Origin of the sequence: Streptomyces sp. NPDC092296, assembly GCF_044755465.1 — a bacterium.
Taxonomy (GTDB): Bacteria; Actinomycetota; Actinomycetes; order Streptomycetales; family Streptomycetaceae; genus Peterkaempfera.
Window position 1 is genome coordinate 37490 of the sequence record NZ_JBIVRB010000015.1, and the last position, 17233, is coordinate 54722.

11 protein-coding genes are annotated in these 17233 nt (G+C 71.8%); 8 read left to right on the forward strand and 3 right to left on the reverse strand.

Annotation, left to right across the window (positions count from 1 at the left end; all coding sequences use genetic code 11):
- Positions 1-255 precede the first annotated feature (255 nt).
- From ACIQGZ_RS24770 to ACIQGZ_RS24805, 8 genes are all read left to right on the forward strand, one after another.
- Complete coding sequence (locus ACIQGZ_RS24770; RefSeq protein WP_402605558.1) at positions 256-1476, forward strand: ROK family protein; 1221 nt, start codon at positions 256-258, stop codon at positions 1474-1476.
- 119 nt (positions 1477-1595) lie between these two features.
- A complete protein-coding gene (locus ACIQGZ_RS24775) occupies positions 1596-2726 on the forward strand; it encodes a sugar ABC transporter substrate-binding protein (RefSeq protein WP_402605560.1) in 1131 nt (376 codons plus the stop codon).
- Positions 2727-2916: 190 nt separating this feature from the next.
- Positions 2917-3705 (forward strand): ATP-binding cassette domain-containing protein, encoded by a 789-nt coding sequence (locus ACIQGZ_RS24780; RefSeq protein WP_402605563.1) that lies wholly within the window; start codon positions 2917-2919, stop codon positions 3703-3705.
- Positions 3702-5036, forward strand: coding sequence for a sugar ABC transporter permease (locus ACIQGZ_RS24785; RefSeq protein ID WP_402605565.1), 1335 nt, complete (start codon positions 3702-3704; stop codon positions 5034-5036). The genes ACIQGZ_RS24780 and ACIQGZ_RS24785 overlap by 4 nt, the downstream gene beginning before the upstream one ends.
- Before the next feature lie 340 nt (positions 5037-5376).
- A complete protein-coding gene (gene dxs / locus ACIQGZ_RS24790; RefSeq protein ID WP_402605567.1) occupies positions 5377-7329 on the forward strand; it encodes a 1-deoxy-D-xylulose-5-phosphate synthase in 1953 nt (650 codons plus the stop codon).
- Between the two features lie 235 nt (positions 7330-7564).
- Complete coding sequence (locus tag ACIQGZ_RS24795; RefSeq protein ID WP_402605569.1) at positions 7565-9112, forward strand: amino acid permease; 1548 nt, start codon at positions 7565-7567, stop codon at positions 9110-9112.
- A 71-nt stretch (positions 9113-9183) separates the two neighbouring features.
- Positions 9184-10713 (forward strand): ArnT family glycosyltransferase, encoded by a 1530-nt coding sequence (locus tag ACIQGZ_RS24800; RefSeq protein ID WP_402605571.1) that lies wholly within the window; start codon positions 9184-9186, stop codon positions 10711-10713.
- Positions 10714-10854: 141 nt separating this feature from the next.
- Positions 10855-11322 carry a pyridoxamine 5'-phosphate oxidase family protein gene (locus ACIQGZ_RS24805; RefSeq protein WP_402605574.1) on the forward strand — a complete coding sequence of 156 codons (468 nt, stop codon included), beginning with the start codon at positions 10855-10857 and terminating at the stop codon, positions 11320-11322.
- A gap of 111 nt (positions 11323-11433) precedes the next feature.
- On the opposite strand, the gene ACIQGZ_RS24810 is transcribed toward ACIQGZ_RS24805, so the two are convergent.
- From ACIQGZ_RS24810 to ACIQGZ_RS24820, 3 genes are all read right to left on the reverse strand, one after another.
- Positions 11434-13074, reverse strand: a complete 1641-nt coding sequence (locus ACIQGZ_RS24810) for a cellulase family glycosylhydrolase (RefSeq protein WP_402605577.1) — start codon at positions 13072-13074, stop codon at positions 11434-11436.
- A 250-nt stretch (positions 13075-13324) separates the two neighbouring features.
- Positions 13325-14245, reverse strand: coding sequence for a sulfotransferase (locus tag ACIQGZ_RS24815; RefSeq protein WP_402605579.1), 921 nt, complete (start codon positions 14243-14245; stop codon positions 13325-13327).
- Between the two features lie 149 nt (positions 14246-14394).
- A complete protein-coding gene (locus ACIQGZ_RS24820; protein ID WP_402605580.1) occupies positions 14395-16893 on the reverse strand; it encodes a SpoIIE family protein phosphatase in 2499 nt (832 codons plus the stop codon).
- Positions 16894-17233 lie beyond the last annotated feature (340 nt).

Consider the following 17233-nt stretch of genomic DNA (forward strand, 5'->3'; position numbering starts at 1 on the left):
TCAGCTCTGAAGGCATACGTCCGAACTGAAGTCATGGCCGTTCTGCCTGACTATCGCCCGGTATGCCAGCCCTGCCACTCCGCCCGCCGTTCCGGGGCGAAGGTTTCACAACGATCTGCCTTCATCCTTGACGGGACATCACTGGATTGGTTCAGCTTATATTTCACAAGTTGTAACCGAGCTCCGCCGCAAGGGCGCGGGAAGGGGCCGTGGACGGTCGGGTCCACGGCAACTCTGGGAGGGTAAACCATGTCCGTGGACACGCCAGGATCGCAGTCCTCGCTACACCGGGCGAATCTGGAGCGGGTGCTGCGCGCGGTCCGTATGGCGGGGTCGCTGACCCAGGCGGAGATCGCCCGCAGCACCGGGCTCTCCGCCGCGACGGTGTCCAACATCGTCCGCGAGCTCAAGGAGAGCGGCACCGTGGTGGTGACGCCCACCTCCTCCGGGGGGCGACGGGCGCGCAGCGTCTCGCTCAGCGCGGACGCGGGCATCGTGGTGGGGGTCGACTTCGGCCATACGCATTTGCGGGTGGCCGTGGGCAATCTGGCACACCGGGTGCTTGCGGAGGAGAGCGAGCCCATCGATGTGGACGCCTCCGCCGCCCAGGGGTTCGACCGGGCGGAGACGCTGGTGGAGCGGTTGTTGGCGCAGACCGGCTTCCGCTCGGACAAGGTGATCGGGGTGGGGCTGGGGGTGCCGGGGCCGATCGACGTGGAGACCGGCGCGATCGGCTCCACCGCCATCCTGCCGGGCTGGACCGGGGTGGAGCCCGGTCGGGAACTCACCTCCCGGCTGGGGATGGCAGTCTACGTCGACAACGATGCCAACCTCGGCGCGCTCGGTGAGCTGGTCTGGGGGGCCGGCCGGGGGCTCTCGGACCTGGCGTACATCAAGGTGGCCAGCGGAGTCGGGGCCGGTCTGGTGATCAGCGGGCAGATCTACCGGGGGCCCGGCGGCACGGCGGGTGAGATCGGACACATCACCCTGGACGAGTCCGGGCCGGTCTGCCGGTGCGGCAACCGAGGCTGCCTGGAGACCTTCGTCGGCTCCCGCTACCTGCTCAATCTTCTGAACGCCAGCCATGGCCCGGGTCTCAGCGTCCCCCGGGTCGTCCAGCTCGCCCAGCGGGGGGATCTGGGCTGCCGGCGGGTCATCGCAGACGTCGGCCGCCAGATCGGGACCGGCGTCGCCAACCTGTGCAACTTGCTCAATCCGCGCCGGGTCATTCTCGGCGGTGATCTCGCAGAGGCCGGTGAGCTGGTACTTTCCCCGATCCGGGAGTCCGTCGCCCGCTATGCGATCCCCAGCGCGGCACGTCAACTCTCGGTCGTTCCGGGCACGTTGGGGGGGCGCGCGGAGGTGCTCGGCGCGCTGGCCCTGGTCATGAGCGAAATGGGCGATTCGGGCGCTTTGCCGCCGGCGGAAGGGTCGATCCAGCCGCGCTCGGTCACGGCTGTGTCTTCAGGAAGGTAACGAAAAGGTTCGGATTTTTCGAGTCGTGAATTTACTTCTTGACGTTAAGCCAGCCGGAGGGATTGACTCCCTCCAACCTCGGCCGCAACGTTGCGGCCCTGTCAGGGAGGCAACCCCCCATGAACGCTCTGATGCGTCGCGCCGTCATCGGCACCGCAGCTGTCTCGATGGCCCTGTCCATGGCTGCCTGCGGTTCGGCCGGTGGTGACAAGAAGGCCGACAGCCCCACCAGCGCGGCCGCGACCGGCGGCAGCACCGCTGCCCCCACCAGTGGCGACATCGGTCTGCTGCTTCCGGAGAACTCGTCCTCGATCCGCTACGAGTCCTTCGACAAGCCGTACTTCACCGCCAAGGTGGCGGCCCTCTGCCCGGACTGCCACGTCAAGTACAACAACGCGCAGGGTGACGCCGCCACGCAGAAGCAGCAGTTCGACGCGCTGATCTCGCAGGGCGTGAAGGTCATCGTCCTGGACCCGCAGGACGCCACCGGCACCCAGTCCTGGGTCGAGGCCGCCAAGGCCAAGGGCGTCCAGGTCATCGCGTACGACCGCTTCGCGGCCGGCCCGGTGGCGGGCTACGTCTCGTACGACAACGAGAAGGTCGGCGAGCTCCAGGGTCAGGCCCTGGTGGACGCGCTGGGCGACAAGGCCAAGGATGCCAACGTTGTCATGATCAACGGCGCCGAGACCGACCCCAACGCCGCCGACTTCAAGAAGGGCGCCCACACGGTGCTCGACTCGAAGGTCAAGAAGATCGTCTACGAGCAGTCCGGTGAGTGGGACCCGAAGACGGCCGGCCAGAAGATGGGTGCCGCCATCACCAAGCTGCACAAGGACGGCTTCCAGGCCGTCTACTCGGCCAACGACGGCATGGCCGCGGCCATCATCACCGCCCTGAAGAACGCCGGCATCAAGAATGTCCCGGTCGGTGGCCAGGACGCCGCCTCGGACGCCATCCAGCGCATCCTCACCGGTGACCAGGCGTACACCATCTTCAAGGCGTACAAGCCGGAGGCGGAGGCCGCCGCCGAGATGGCCGTCGACCTGCTCCAGGGCAAGGACGTCTCCTCGGTCGCCAAGAGCACTTCCGACAGCGACACCGCCAAGGGCGTGCCCTCGGTCATCCTGGGCGCCCAGGTCGTGACCAAGGACAACGTCAAGGAGACGGTCATCGACAGCGGCCTGTACAAGGTGTCGGACATCTGCACCGGCGCCTACGCCAAGGCCTGCGCCGCCGCCGGCATCCAGTAGGGCGTAACCCGCCCGGTCCTCGGCACCCGGTGCTCCCCGCTCCCCATCTGCGGGGAGCACCGGTCCCGTCCGCGCGTGCCCGCTCCACCGAGCGACGCCGCGTTGCATGTGTCGTAACAGACTCTCCGCGTCGCGGTCGGCGCGGGCACCGCTCCATCGGTCCGTACTCCCGGACGAGCGGCAGAAGGAGATGGTTCACGTGACAGGCGCACCCGTACTGGCGTTGCGCGGGGTCTCCAAGCGGTTCGGTGCCGTCCAGGCGCTCACCGACGTCCACCTGGAGGTCCACGCCGGAGAGGTGGTCGCCCTGGTCGGCGACAACGGCGCCGGCAAGTCCACCCTGGTCAAGACGATCGCCGGTGTGCACCCGATCGACGAGGGCACCATCGAGTGGGAGGGCAAGGCGGTCCGCATCGACCGGCCGCACGACGCCCAGAACCTCGGTGTCGCGACCGTTTACCAGGACCTCGCACTCTGCGACAACCTCGACGTGGTCGCGAACCTGTTCCTCGGCCGGGAGCTGCTGCGCGGCGGCCGGCTGGACGAGGTCGGCATGGAGAAGCGCGCCCAGGAGCTGCTGGACACGCTGTCCATCCGCATCCCCAGCGTGCGCATCCCGGTCGCCGCCCTCTCCGGCGGTCAGCGCCAGGTCGTGGCGATCGCCCGCGCCCTGGTCGGGGACCCCAAGGTCGTGATCCTGGACGAGCCGACCGCCGCCCTCGGCGTCGAGCAGACCGCCCAGGTGCTGGACCTGGTGGAGCGGCTGCGCGAGCGCGGCCTCGCCGTGATCCTGATCAGCCACAACATGGCCGACGTCAAGGCGGTCGCCGACACCGTCGCCGTCCTGCGGCTGGGCCGCAACAACGGCGTCTTCGACGTCAAGACCACCAGCCATGAAGAGATCATCTCCGCCATCACCGGCGCCACGGAGAATGCCGTGACCCGGCGTCAGGCCCGCATCGCGGAGGCAACCCAGTGAGCAGCAGCAACCCCACCAGCGCGTCCAAGGGCGACGAGGGCGCGGTGATCGAGGCCCCTGCGGCGGACACCACGGCCACCGACGCGGCCGCCCTCGAGAGCTCCGCCCCGGTCCGTACCGTGGACCCCCGCCTGCTCGTCCGCGAGGAAGGCCTCAAGGGCTACCTTGAGGAGTTCAAGCGCAAGATGCGCAGCGGCGACCTGGGATCGATCCCGGTCATCCTCGGCCTGATCCTGATCTGGGGCATCTTCCAGGGGGTCACCGGGAGCTTCCTCAACCCGGACAACCTCACCAACATCACGCTGTACATCGCCGGCCCCGGCCTGATGGCCGTCGGCATCGTCTTCGTGCTGCTGCTGGGCGAGATCGACCTGTCGGTCGGCTCGGTGGCGGGAACCACCGCCGCCATCTCCGCCGTGCTCTCCGTGCAGCACGGGGTCAGCGCCGGGCTGGCCATGGTGATCGCCATCGCCACCGCCATCGTGATGGGCGCCGTCCACGGCTTCTTCTTCGCCAAGATCGGCGTCCCGGCGTTCGTGGTCACCCTGGCCGGTCTGCTCAGCTGGAGCGGTCTCCAGCAGTGGGTGCTGGGCACCACCGGCACCATCAACAACCCGCCGGACGGCCTGATCGTCCACCTGGACAACTACTTCTTCAGCGACATCGCGGCCGCCTACGGCGTGGCCCTGGTCGGCGTGCTGCTCTACCTCGGCGGCGCGCTGCTGGACGCCAAGCGCCGCCGCGAGGCGGGGCTGACCGCCCGGCCGACCGCCGAGATCGCGGTGCGCACCGCGGTGCTGGCCGTGATCGCCTTCGCCGCCGCGTACACCCTCAACCAGGACCGCGGGCTGCCGCTCGCCCTGGTGGTCTTCCTGGGCATCGTGGTGATCGGTGACTGGGTGCTGCGGCGCACCGCCTACGGCCGCCAGATCTTCGCGGTCGGCGGCAGCGTCGAGGCGGCCCGCCGCGCCGGTATCAACGTGCCCTGGGTCCGGATCTCGGTCTTCATGATCTCGGCGGCCATGGCGGCGCTCGGCGGTCTGTTCATCGCCTCCCAGGCCGGCGCCGCGGACAAGGCGCTCGGCGGCGGCAATGTGCTGATGAACGCCATCGCGGCCGCCGTCATCGGCGGCACCAGCCTCTTCGGCGGCCGGGGCAAGACCTGGTCGGCGCTGCTCGGCATCCTGGTGATCCAGTCCATCATCCAGGGCCTCAACCTGGAGGGCATCGACACCTCCATCCAGTACATGATCACCGGCGCCGTGCTGCTCGCCGCGGTCGTCCTGGACTCCGTCTCCCGCCGCACCCAGAAGGCGTCCGGCCGAGGCTGATCCTCCCCACCTCCACCGGCCAGCCGGTCCGGGCCGCACATCTGAGGGGGATGTGCCCCGGACGGCCGGTGGGCCGCCCCGTACGCCGGAGGGCGTACGGGGAGAGCCGGCCCGGCACCCGTACCGCTGGGGTGCCGGGCCTCGGCATGCCCGGCGCCCCGGCGCTACGGCTGCCGGGGGCGCGCCGGGCCCGGGAAGCGCACCGGGGCATCCCCTGTCCGAGGGGTGGACATTAGACTGCGACAGGCCGGGACGCCCCGGTGCCGCCGGACCCGTCCCGGCGACGGGACGCCGCGCACCTCGCGGACACGCCCGCTGACCTGCGAAGAAGGAGGAACGGGTGGCCTTGCTGACCCGCATTCGGGGACCGCGTGATCTCGACCGGCTTACCGTCGCACAGCTGGCGGACCTCGCGGAGGAGATCCGGGAGTTCCTGGTCGACGCGGTCTCGCGGACGGGCGGCCACCTCGGCCCCAACCTCGGTGTGGTGGAGCTGACCCTGGCCCTGCACCGGGTCTTCGACTCGCCGCGTGACCGGATTCTCTTCGACACCGGCCACCAGTCCTACGTCCACAAGCTGCTGACCGGTCGGCAGGACTTCTCCGGGCTGCGCACCAAGGGCGGCCTGTCCGGCTACCCGTCGCGCGCCGAGTCCGAGCACGACGTGATCGAGAACTCGCACGCCTCCACCGTGCTCGGCTACGCCGACGGCCTGGCCAAGGCCAACCAGCTCACCGGCCACCCCGACCGCCCGGTCGTCGCCGTGATCGGGGACGGCGCGCTCACCGGCGGCATGGCCTGGGAGGCGCTCAACAACATCGCGGACGCCCGGGACCGCCCGGTCGTCATCGTGGTCAACGACAACGAGCGCTCGTACTCCCCGACCATCGGCGGCCTGGCCAACCACCTGGCCACCCTGCGCACCACCCAGGGCTACGAGCGGTTCCTCGCCTGGGGCAAGGACGCCCTCCAGCGCACCCCGGTGGTCGGCCAGCAGCTCTTCGAGACCCTGCACGGCGCCAAGAAGGGCCTCAAGGACTTCATCGCACCGCAGGGCATGTTCGAGGACCTGGGGCTGAAGTACATCGGCCCGATCGACGGCCATGACATCGCCGCGCTGGAGTCCGCGCTCAAGCGGGCGCGCGGCTTCGGCGGCCCGGTCATCGTGCACTGCCTCACCGAGAAGGGCCGCGGCTACCGCCCCGCCGAGCAGAACGACGAGGACCGCTTCCACGCCGTCAACGTCATCCACCCCGACACCGGGCTGCCGGTGAAGTCGGCCGGCCGCGACTGGACCAGCGTCTTCGGCGAGGAGATGGTCGCCCTCGGCCGCGAGCGCGCGGACATCGTGGCGATCACCGCCGCGATGCTCCACCCGGTCGGCCTGGCGCCGTTCGCCAAGCAGTTCCCGGAGCGGGTCTTCGACGTCGGCATCGCGGAGCAGCACGCCGCGGTCTCCGCCGCCGGGCTGGCCACCGGCGGCCTGCACCCGGTGGTGGCGGTGTACGCGACCTTCCTCAACCGGGCCTTCGACCAGGTCCTGATGGACGTCGCCCTGCACCGGCTGGGCGTCACCTTCGTGCTGGACCGGGCCGGCGTCACCGGCTCCGACGGCGCCAGCCACAACGGCATGTGGGACATGTCGATCCTCCAGGTCGTCCCCGGCCTGCGGCTCGCCGCCCCCCGCGACGCCGACCAGCTGCGCGCCCAGCTCCGCGAGGCCGTCGCCGTGGACGACGCCCCCACCGTGGTCCGCTACTCCAAGGGCGCGGTCGGCCCCGCCGTCCCCTCCCTCGGCAGGATCGGCGGCATGGACGTCCTGCGCGGCGACACCTCGCCCGTCGACCCGGCCGCCGACCTCACGTCCGACTACCGCGACCGGGCCACCGGCCCCCGCCGCGCCGATGTGCTGCTGGTCTCGGTCGGCGCCATGTCGACCACCTGCCTGGAGGCCGCCGACCTGCTCGCCGCCCAGGGCATCACCAGCACCGTCGTCGACCCGCGTTGGGTCAAGCCGGTCGACGCCGCGCTGCCCGCGCTGGCCGCCGAGCACCGCGTGGTGGTCACGGTCGAGGACAACGGCCGGGTCGGCGGGGTCGGCGCCGCCGTCTCGCAGGCCCTGCGGGACGCCGCCGTGGACGTACCGCTGCGCGACTTCGGCATCCCGCAGCGGTTCCTCGACCACGCCAAGCGCGAGGAGATCCTCGCCGAGATCGGCCTCACCGCGCCGGACATCGCGCGCCAGGTGACCGCCCTGGTGGCCAGGTTGGACGCGGAGCCGGTCGACGCCTGACCCCGGCGCAGAGCCGCGTACCGGGGCCGGGAGCAGAACGCTCCCGGCCCCGCTCGCGTCCTCCCGGCCCTGATCGCGGGTGACCGCAGCTGATTCCGGGTGACCACACCTGATCCCGAGTGACCACCTGGGCCCGGCCGACCACCTGAGCCGGGTGAAGAAACCGGCGGCGCGCCTTGGAACCGCGCGGCGAGGGTATCCGCAGAGCTGCGGACAATCCTCGGGAGGCGTATCCATGGCGACACCGTCCAGCGCCAGCAGCGATCACGGCACCGCTCCGCGCGGACTGCTGCGCACCAAGCCGGTCGAGCAGTCCATCGCGGACACCGAGGAGCCCGAGCACGCCCTGCGCAAATCGCTCTCCGCGCTCGACCTGGTGGTCTTCGGCGTGGGCGTCGTCATCGGCACCGGCATCTTCGTACTCACCGGCACCGCCGCCAAGGACTACGCCGGACCGGCGGTCGCCCTCTCCTTCGCCGCCGCCGGCATCGTCTGCGCCCTGGCCGCGCTCTGCTACGCCGAATTCGCCTCCACCGTGCCGGTGGCCGGCTCCGCGTACACCTTCTCCTACGCCTCCATCGGTGAACTGCCCGCCTGGATCATCGGCTGGGACCTGATCCTGGAGTTGGCCCTGGGCGCCGCGGTGGTCGCCGTCGGCTGGTCCGGGTACGTGCAGTCGCTGCTGGCCAGCGCCGGGATCGAACTGCCCGCCGCCGTCGCCGGCGGCGGCGCGGACGGCTCCTGGGGCTTCAACCTGCCGGCCGCGCTGCTGGTGCTGCTGCTCACCGGGGTGCTGATGGCCGGGATGAAGCTCTCCGCCCGGGTCACCACGGTGATCGTGGGGATCAAGGTGACGGTGGTGCTGCTGGTGATCGTCGCCGGGGCCTTCTTCATCAAGGGCGCCAACTACCACCCCTTCATCCCGCCCTCCCAGCCCACCCCCGGCCGATCGGGCGGAGACACCCCGCTGGTGCAGGCCCTCTTCGGCTTCACCCCCTCGACCTTCGGCGTGATGGGGATCTTCACGGCGGCGGCGGTGGTCTTCTTCGCGTTCATCGGCTTCGACATCGTCGCCACCGCCGCCGAGGAGACCCGCAACCCGCAGCGCGACGTGCCGCGCGGCATCCTGGGCTCGCTCGCCATCTGCACGGCGCTCTACATGCTGGTGTCGATCGTGGTCACCGGCATGGAGAAGTACACCCGGCTCTCCACCGACGCGCCGCTGGCCGACGCCTTCAAGGCCGTGCACCAGGACGTCTTCGCCAACCTGGTCAGCGTGGGCGCCATCGCCGGCCTCACCTCGGTCACCATGATCCTGCTGCTCGGCCAGAGCCGGGTCTTCTTCGCCATGAGCCGGGACGGCCTGCTGCCCCGCACCTTCGCCGACATCCACCCGCGCTTCGGCACCCCCTGGAAGACCACCCTGCTGCTGGGCTTCGTGGTCGCGATGGTCTCCGGGGTCATCCCGCTCCAGGAACTCTCCGAACTGGTCAACATCGGCACCCTGTTCGCCTTTGTGATCGTCTCGGTGGGCGTGGTGGTGCTGCGCCGCACCCGGCCCGACCTGCCCCGCGCCTTCCGCACCCCGGCGGTGCCGCTGGTGCCCGCCCTCGCCGTGCTGGCCTGCCTCTGGCTGATGCTCAACCTGCCGATCGCCACCTGGTGGCGGTTCGGCATCTGGATGGCCATCGGCATCGTCCTCTACTTCCTGTACGGACGGCGCCACAGCCGCCTCGGCCTGACCGCGCGGCCCGCGCCCGGGGCGGACCGCGACGGCGCGTGACGACCCCCGGCGCGGCCCCGCTCCGGAAACCCGGGAGCCCGCTGTCGGCACCGCCCGGTAGGTTGTCCCTCGTGCCCGAGGACCGAACCCGCGATCGACTCACCGCGCTCACCGCGCGGCTGCCGGCGCGCCTGCGCACCGGCTACTGGACCGGGCTCGTTCCGGCGCTGGCACTGCTGGCCGTGCTCACCCACCTGCCGTCCTTCGTCCGCCCGGTGTGGAGCCCCGACGAGGGGTTCCTGGCCACCCAGGCGCGGATGCTCGCCGACGGCGGTGTGCTGTACGACACGGTGGTGGACCGCAAGCCGCCGCTGCTGCCCTGGCTGTACGAGGCCGCCTTCGCCGTCTTCGGGTCGCTCTCGCTCTGGCCGCTGCGGGTGCTGGCCATCGTCGCCCACCTGGTCACCGCGGTGCTGCTGGTCTCGCTGGCTCGGGGCCGCTGGGGCGACCGGGCCGGGGCCGCCGCCGGCGTGCTCTACCTGCTGATCTCGATCGGGCTGTCACCGACCGACACCCAGGCGGCCACCTTCGAGGTCTTCATGCTGCCCAGCATGGTCGCCGCCTTCCACTACGCCGAGCGCCGCCGCTGGCTGGCGGCCGGCATCGCCACCGCCGTCTGCGCGCTCACCAAGCAGACCGGCGGCGCCGTGCTGCTGCCGGTGCTCTGGATGCTCTTCCAGGACGGCCGCCACCGGGGGGTGCACCGGCCCGCCGCGCTCGGCAAGGTGCTGGCCGGCTTCGCCATCCCGATAGCGCTGGTGGCCGCGACCCTCACCAAGCCCCGCGGCTTCCTGTTCTGGGTGGTCACCGGCAGCGGCGACTACGCCTCGCTGGACGGTGCGCTGCTGCTGATGATCGGCCGGGCGCTGGGCAATCTGGCCATTCTGGCCGCCGCCGCGTTCGGCCTGGTGCTGCCGCTGGTCCGGCGGCTGCGGGCCGGCCGCCGGGCGGTGCGGGCGGGCGGTGTGCCGCCCACGCTCGGTACGGCGCACGGCTCCACCGCCGACCTGTGGGTCTGGCTGGTCTCCGCCGGGCTCGCCGTCTCCACCGGCTTCCACTTCTTCGGCCACTACTACCTCCAGCTGATACCGCCGCTGGTGCTGCTCGGCGTCGGGGCGGTGTCCACCTCGGCACTGCGCTGGCGGCCGGTGCTGGTCTACACGGCCGTCGCCTCCTGCGTCTTCTGGGGCCTGGCGCTGGTCTGGCCGGACCAGCGGCTGGACCGGTCGGCCAAGGTCGCCCTGGCGGTGGCGGAGCAGACCGGGCCCACGGACACCATGCTGGTCTGGGGGATGCACCCGGAGATGTACTGGCTGGCCGGCCGACGCCCGGCCAGCCGCTATCTGACGGCCGGCTTCCTGACCAACTACAGCGGCGGCAAGGGCGACGAGAAGGTCGGTGAGGAGTTCAGCGTCCAGGACGCCTGGAAGACCTTCGACCAGGAGCTCAGCCACGGACTGCCGGAGATCGTGGTGGACGACTCGGGCAAGGCGCCGTACGCGCCCGCGCACATCCCGAAGATCGAACGGCTGCTGGACGCCCACTACCAGATGGTGGGGCTGACCGGTGACACGGTGATCTACCGGCTGGTGCGCCGCTGACCCGAGCGGCTGTCGTGCCGGGGCCCCGGTCGTACCCGGGTCGCGGTCGTGCCGGGGCCGTCGTGGTGCCGGGGCTGCTGTCGTGCTGGGGCTGCTGTCGGGCCGGGGCCGTTGTCGTACCCCGATGGCAGACTCTGCCCCATGGCGACCTGGCAGCAGTTCGAGAGGGAAGCACCCGAGTTGGCGGCGGCGGTGCGGGCCCGCGTCGAGGCGTACAAGCACCATGTGCTGGCCACCGTGCGCAAGGACGGCTCACCCCGGGTCAGTGGCACCGAGGTCCGCCGGTGCGGCCCCGACCTGACGCTCGGCTCGATGTGGCAGGCGGTCAAGGCCCGCGATCTCCAGCGGGACGGCCGCTTCGCCCTGCACACCAATCCCGGCGACGGTTCGATGGCGGGCGGTGACGCCAAGCTGGCGGGCCGTGCGGTGGAGATCACCGACGAGGGCGAGCTGGCGGCCTACCGGGTGGCCGTCCCACCGCCGCCCGGCCCGTTCCACGCCTTCCGGCTGGACCTGGCGGAGGTCGTGCTCACCGAGGTCGAGGGGGACGAACTGGTGATCCGCAGCTGGCGTCCGGGCCGGCCGGTCAACACGGCGCGGCGGCACTGAGTGCCGCCGCCGGGAGGTGGCGGCCGCCGGGGTGGAGCGGCCGCCACCCGGGGTGCGGCGGGCGTCCCGGGGATGGGCGCCCGCCGCAGTCGGATGGCCGGGAGGCCTAGGTCAGGAGCAGGTGGCACCGTTCAGCGTGAAGCTGCTGGGCACGCTGTCCGAACCGGTGACGGTTCCCTGGAGGCCGAAGTTGGCGGTGCCGCCGGCCGGGATGGAGCCGTTGTAGTCCACGTTGGCCGCCGTCACGGACTTGCCGGACTGGGTGAGCACCGTGTTCCAGGAGTTGGTCACCTTCTGGTCACCGGCGAAGGTCCAGGCCAGCTTCCAGGAGCTGAGCGGCGCGGTGCCGGTGTTCTTGATGGTGACGTCCGCCTGGAAGTTGCCCGGCCAGCCGCTGGGCGTCCAGGTCACGTGGCAGGAGCCGCTCGCCGGCGGGGTGGTCGGCGGCGTGGTGGGCGGCGTCGTCGGGGGCTTGGTCGGGGGAGTGGTGGGCGGCGTGGTCGGCGGGTTGGTCGGCGGGTTGGTCGGGTTGGTGGGCGTGCTGCCGACCGGGAGCAGGTACGGCTGGAGGAAGCCCTGCTTGAGGGAGTCGACCGTGACCCAGTCGTCCTTCAGGATGCCGCCGGTGTCACCCGAGTCGGGGTTGAGCGACCAGTAGGTGAAGTCGAAGCCGTTGCTGCCCTTGCCCATGTAGGACATCAGCTTGGTCAGCCACTGCTGGTCCGCCGTCGCGGTGAGGGTGCTGCCGAACTCACCGACCAGCACCGGAGCGGTGCCGTTCTTCTTGAGGTAGCCCCAGTTCTTGTCCCAGATCGCCGGCAGGTTGTTGGGGAACGACGCGTCGTCGAACCACGGCTGGCGGTAGACCGAGGTGGCGTACTCGTGCGCCGAGTAGACCAGCTTGTTGGGCTTGTTGAGCCGCACCGGCGCGGTGGCCGCGCCCTGGAGGTTGCCGCCCCACCAGGTGCAGTCGGTGCCGGCGGTGTACTTGTCGCTGGTGCCGCCGGGGCCGTAGCACTCATTGCCCTCGACGATGATCAGCCAGTCGGGGTTGGCCGCCAGGATGGCGTTGCCGCCCTTCTCGGCCGCCAGTCGCCAGTCGGTGGCGGTGTTGCCGCTGCCCCAGGTGGCGGCGCCGTTCGGCTCGTTGTGCAGGTCAGCGCCGACCACGGTGTTGTTGCCCTTGTAGCGGTTGGCCAGCATCACCCAGTCGCTGACCCAGCGCGACTCGGGGTAGGCGGTGGTGTACCAGAGCGGCGACTGACCGCCGGAGTCCGGGCGGTGCTGGTCCAGGAAGACCTTGAGCCCGATCTTCCCCGAGTAGTCGATGATCTTGTCCATGATCTGGATGCCGCTCAGGCCCTGCAGATCGGGGTTCTTGTTGTAGTCGATGCTGCTGGGCTTGGAGCTGGCGTCGAACAGCTGGTTGGCGAACGGAATCCGCAGGGTGTTGTAACCCAGCGACTTCACCTGGTCGAGCATGTCCTTGTAGCTGCGCGACCACAGTCCGTGCGGGGAGTAGTTGGCGGTCTCCAGGCCGAACCAGTTGATGCCGGTCATCCGCACCGGGTTGCCCGCAGCGTCCACGATCTGGCCGCCGGAGGTGTGCCAGGGGCCGTCACCGACCGCAGCCTGGGCGTTGGCGGGGGCCAGGATCGCTGCCGTGGCGGCCACCGCGGCGGCGGCGAACAGCGCGATCGGGGTGCGGGCACCGCGCCGCCGTCGGGGCGTGGTGGGGTTGATGGTGGCCATGGGTCTCCTCGTACGGTTCGACCAGAGTGGGACGGACTGCCGAGACCAGCAGTCCGAGCGAGGGGAACACCACGGGGGCCGGAGCGGAGTGGGAGCGCTCCCAATGACGTGGCGGCTGACTTGCTGTGCAACGGCATGCTGGCCCGGCCGACGCGGTCGCGTCAACCTTTTGAACACACCCAGTTGGCGGGCCGCCCGTTGTGTGCAGCTTCTGAACATACGTCAGGCTGAAGCGGCGTCAGCCGCCCGCTCAGTACGAGTGCCGTACCGCCATCACGGTCCGCACCCGCTCCACGTCGAACTCCGCTCCCAGCCACTCGTGCAGCGGACGGAGCGCCTCCACATCGGCGCAGTAGTCGTCGTAGTGGACCCGGATGGCGCTGGACCCCAGGTCCTCGACCACCGCCGCCATCCGCTTCTCGATCAGGGTCAGCCGATCCAGTGCGTCCGGCATGGTGGCCCACCATTTGCTGCGCGCCACGTCGGCCAACTGCCGGGTGTTGAAGACGAACCGCGCCCCCGGGAAGAGCTGCCGCAGAAACGCCACATACTCGGCCAGGTCCTCCTCCGGCCAGCAGATCTCCTTGAAGCCCACGATCCGCGACTCCGGACGGGGGCGGATCAGGGTCTCCAGCACCAGGTGGCGCATTTCGGCCAGTGCCGCGTCCTCCGGATAGCCGTCGATGCCCCACCACGGGTGGAACGGCGGCAGCGGACTGCTTCCCGCCAGCCGGTCCCGGTGGTGCAGCACCTTGCTGTGGAACCGGTACAGGTCGTACAGCACGCCCTGGTTCTCGCCCCGCACCAGCACGCCGGGGAGGGTGCTCAGCAGGTTCTGGAGCAGGGTCGACCCGGACCGGCCGTAGGTCAGGATGAAGAGGTAGCCGAGTGCCGGACCGTCCGCCGCGCGGTCGGCCGGGGCCGCCCGGCGCCCGTCGCCCGGCCGGTCCGACGCCGCCAGCACCAGGGCGTTCCGCTCGATCCGCAGGTTGTCGCGCTCGCCGCGCACGGCGTCGCGCTCCCGGCGGGTCTGCTCGCCCTCCTGCCGCAGTCGGCGGCACTCGTCCCGCAGCCGGTCGCGCTGCGCGACCAGCCGCCGCACCGGCGGCACCAACCGGATCACGCCATGGGCGAGCAGGGACCGGCTCCGCCGCGCGGCAGGGGGGTCCACCGGAGAGGGAGCCGTTGCTTCCGACTGGGGACGATGCGTACCCTGCGCCATGCCTGCCGTGCTCCTGCCGTCTGTTATCGGTATCGATTCAATCAATGACGGACAATGTAGGAGCCAAAACTGAGTAAAAACTGAGAGCTTCCTGCGTCTCAGCTTGGAGCCCCAGCCGAGCGACCGGTCAGCAGCAGCGCGATGTCGTCCAGCCGGTCCGGATCACGCCCGGCCTCCCGGACCAGCCGCTCCGCCGTCCCGTCCAGCGAGTCGGCGGCCGTGTGCGCGAGCGCCGAACGCAGCCGGTCGATGCCCTGGTCGATGTCCGAGCCCGGCTGCTCCACCAGCCCGTCCGTGTACAGCGCCAGCACCGAGCCGTACGGCAGCTCCAGCTCGGTGACCGGGTAGCGGGCGTCGCGGTCCACCCCCAGCAGCACCCCGCCCGCGATGTCGACCACCTCGGTGCACCCGCCGGGGCCGCGCAGCAGCGGCGGAAGGTGCCCGGCCCGCACCGCCCTGGCCCGCCCGGTCGCCGGGTCGAGGTGGACATAGCAGCAGGTCGCGAAGAGGCCGGTGTCCAGATCGGCCAGCAGCCGGTTGGTGCACTTCATCACCCCGTCGGGCGACTGGCCGCCGGTGACGAACGCCCGGACGGCGCTGCGCAGCTGCCCCATCACCGCCGCGGCGGCGACGCTGTGCCCCTCCACGTCCCCGATGACCACCGCCACCCCGTCGGCGGCCTCGATCACGTCGTACCAGTCCCCGCCGATGTCCATCCCCCGGGTGCCCGGCAGATAGCGGCCCGCCGTCTCCACCCCCGCGATCCGGGGCAGCCGGTGCGGCAGCAGGGCCCGCTGGAGGCCCTGGGCCACCGCCGCCTCGGAGTCGTACAGCCGGGCCCGCTCCAGCGCCTGCGCGGTGAGCCCGCCCAGGGCGGTCAGCACGGTGCGCTCCTCGGCGGTGAAGGTGCGCGGCCGCTCGAAGCCCAGCACGCAGGAGCCCACCGGTCGGCCCGAGGCGATCAGCGGCAGGAAGGCCCAGGAGCGCGCCGGGCCCATCGCGACGCCCGGATAGGCGGCGGTCAGCTGCCGGTTGGACTCGAAGAAGCGCGGGCTGCCCGAGGTGAGCGCCTCCACGGCGGGCAGCCGGGCGTGCAGCGACACCCGTTCGAACGCGTCGAGCAGCCCCTCCGGGTAGCCCTGCTGCCAGGCCAGTTGCAGCTGCCGGTCGAGCACCTCGTACACGGCCAGCTGCTGCCCGGCGAAGGCCGGCAGCAACTGCTCGGACACCACCTCGCAGACCTGCCGGACGGTCACCGCCTCGGTCAGCGCACTGGCCATCTGGAGCACCTGGTACAGCGCCCCGGCCCTGGTGGGGGTGTGGGCCGGCGCCGGTACTCCGGCCGGCTCGCCGCCCAGGCCGCCTTCGCCTCCGCCTCCGCCTCCGCCGTCCTCGCCGGGCGGCGGCTCCGCCCGCACCAACCGGCCGGTCAGCCCGTGCACATCCGGGTAGAGGGTGAAATCCAGCCAGTGGCCCGCCGAGCGGCGGACCAGGAACGAGGTCGGCTCCTGGGAGAACATCGCCGCCCGGTAGCGGTCCTCGTACGCCGGATCGGAGAGCCAGGGCAGCACGTCCCAGGGCTGGCAGCCGAGCAGCTCGTCGCGGTCGGCGCCGAGCAGCGCCTCCGTCCGGCCGTTGACGAAGGTGAACCGGCCGTCCTGGTCGAGCGAGAACAGGCCGTCCGGCAGCCGCTCCACCGCCTCGGCCGCCGACACCCCGCTGCCCAGGTCCACCAGGCCGCCGACCAGCCGCTCCGTCGGGCCCTGCGCCGGAGCGCCCCCGCCGGGCGCCCGCGGCCTGACGGCCCTGGCCCACAACTCGATCAGGTGCACCCGGTCGCACCGGCCGCGCACCCGCAGCCGGTGCGGGGAGAGCGGCCCCGAGCCGACCGCCTTGCGGGCGGCGACCTGCAACTCGTACGCGTCCTCCGGCACCACCCGCGCCGCCAGCGCCTCCACGGTGTGACCGAAAGACGCGGGGTCGGTGCCGAGGATGCGGCAGCACTCCTCGTCGGCGGTGAAGACCCCGCTGGCCAGGTCCCAGTCGAACTGGCCGACCCGCACCCGGGGCGGCGACGCGGCGGGCAGCCGGACGGTGATCGGCTCCGCGTCCCACTCGGCCGGCAGCCCGCGCCCGTCCAGCACCGCCAGCGCGGCGCCGAGCCGATTGGCGGCCGTCCGCAGTCGGCGGCGGGCCGTGCTGGTGAGCAGCCGCCCCGGGGCGGCCGCCCGCAGCACCACCAGGACGCCGACGGGGCCCTGGGCGTCGGTCACCGGGGTGTACAGCGAGGCGAACTGGTACGGCAGGGCGAGGGCCAGTTGCGGATAGCGGCGCATCGTCTCACCGGCGTCGGCCAGCTGGATGCCGCGCCCCGTGCGGTACGCCTCCGGCGCGGGGAACGGCCCGGACACCGGCACCCGCCAGATGGCCCGCAGCAGCGAGCGGGGCACCCCGGCGACGGCGGCCAGCACCAGCGAGCAGCCGCTGTGCGAGCGCAGGTAGACACCGCCGCCGTAACCGCCGGCCGCCTGGATCGCCCTCACCAGACCGTCGGCCAGCGCGCGGTCGAACTCCTCGGTGCCCGAGGGACGGGTCATCTGCGTGTCCTCTTGCGGGGCCGGCTGCCCACCGCCCCACCCGCTGCTGGTCGGTGCTCCTCCCAACCGCCAGCATCCCCCTTCCGCGCGGCCTTGGCATGTCGGCGGGGGCAGCGCCGCGCGGAGGGGGGCGGACCGGCGGCGTCGCCGGGCGGCGGGGCGCCGGGCTGGGTCGGCAGCGGGGGCGTGCGGTGCGGACCGGGGGCGGGGCTGGGGCGTGGGCTTGGCGGCGTGGGGGCGGCGGGCGCCCCCGGGTTCGGCGGGGTCGTACGGCGGGGTGCCGGCTGGGGTGCGAGCGGGGGACGCGGGTGGGGTGCCGGGCGGGGTCGGCAGTGGGGGC

Coding starts and splice junctions, on each gene's coding strand:
- ACIQGZ_RS24775 (WP_402605560.1), top strand. CDS start 1,596: ATGAACGCTCTGATGCGTCGCGCCGTCATCGGCACCGCAGCTGTCTCG.
- ACIQGZ_RS24795 (WP_402605569.1), top strand. CDS start 7,565: ATGGCGACACCGTCCAGCGCCAGCAGCGATCACGGCACCGCTCCGCGC.
- ACIQGZ_RS24780 (WP_402605563.1), top strand. CDS start 2,917: ATGGTTCACGTGACAGGCGCACCCGTACTGGCGTTGCGCGGGGTCTCC.
- ACIQGZ_RS24805 (WP_402605574.1), top strand. CDS start 10,855: ATGGCGACCTGGCAGCAGTTCGAGAGGGAAGCACCCGAGTTGGCGGCG.
- ACIQGZ_RS24820 (WP_402605580.1), bottom strand. CDS start 16,893: ATGACCCGTCCCTCGGGCACCGAGGAGTTCGACCGCGCGCTGGCCGAC.
- ACIQGZ_RS24810 (WP_402605577.1), bottom strand. CDS start 13,074: ATGGCCACCATCAACCCCACCACGCCCCGACGGCGGCGCGGTGCCCGC.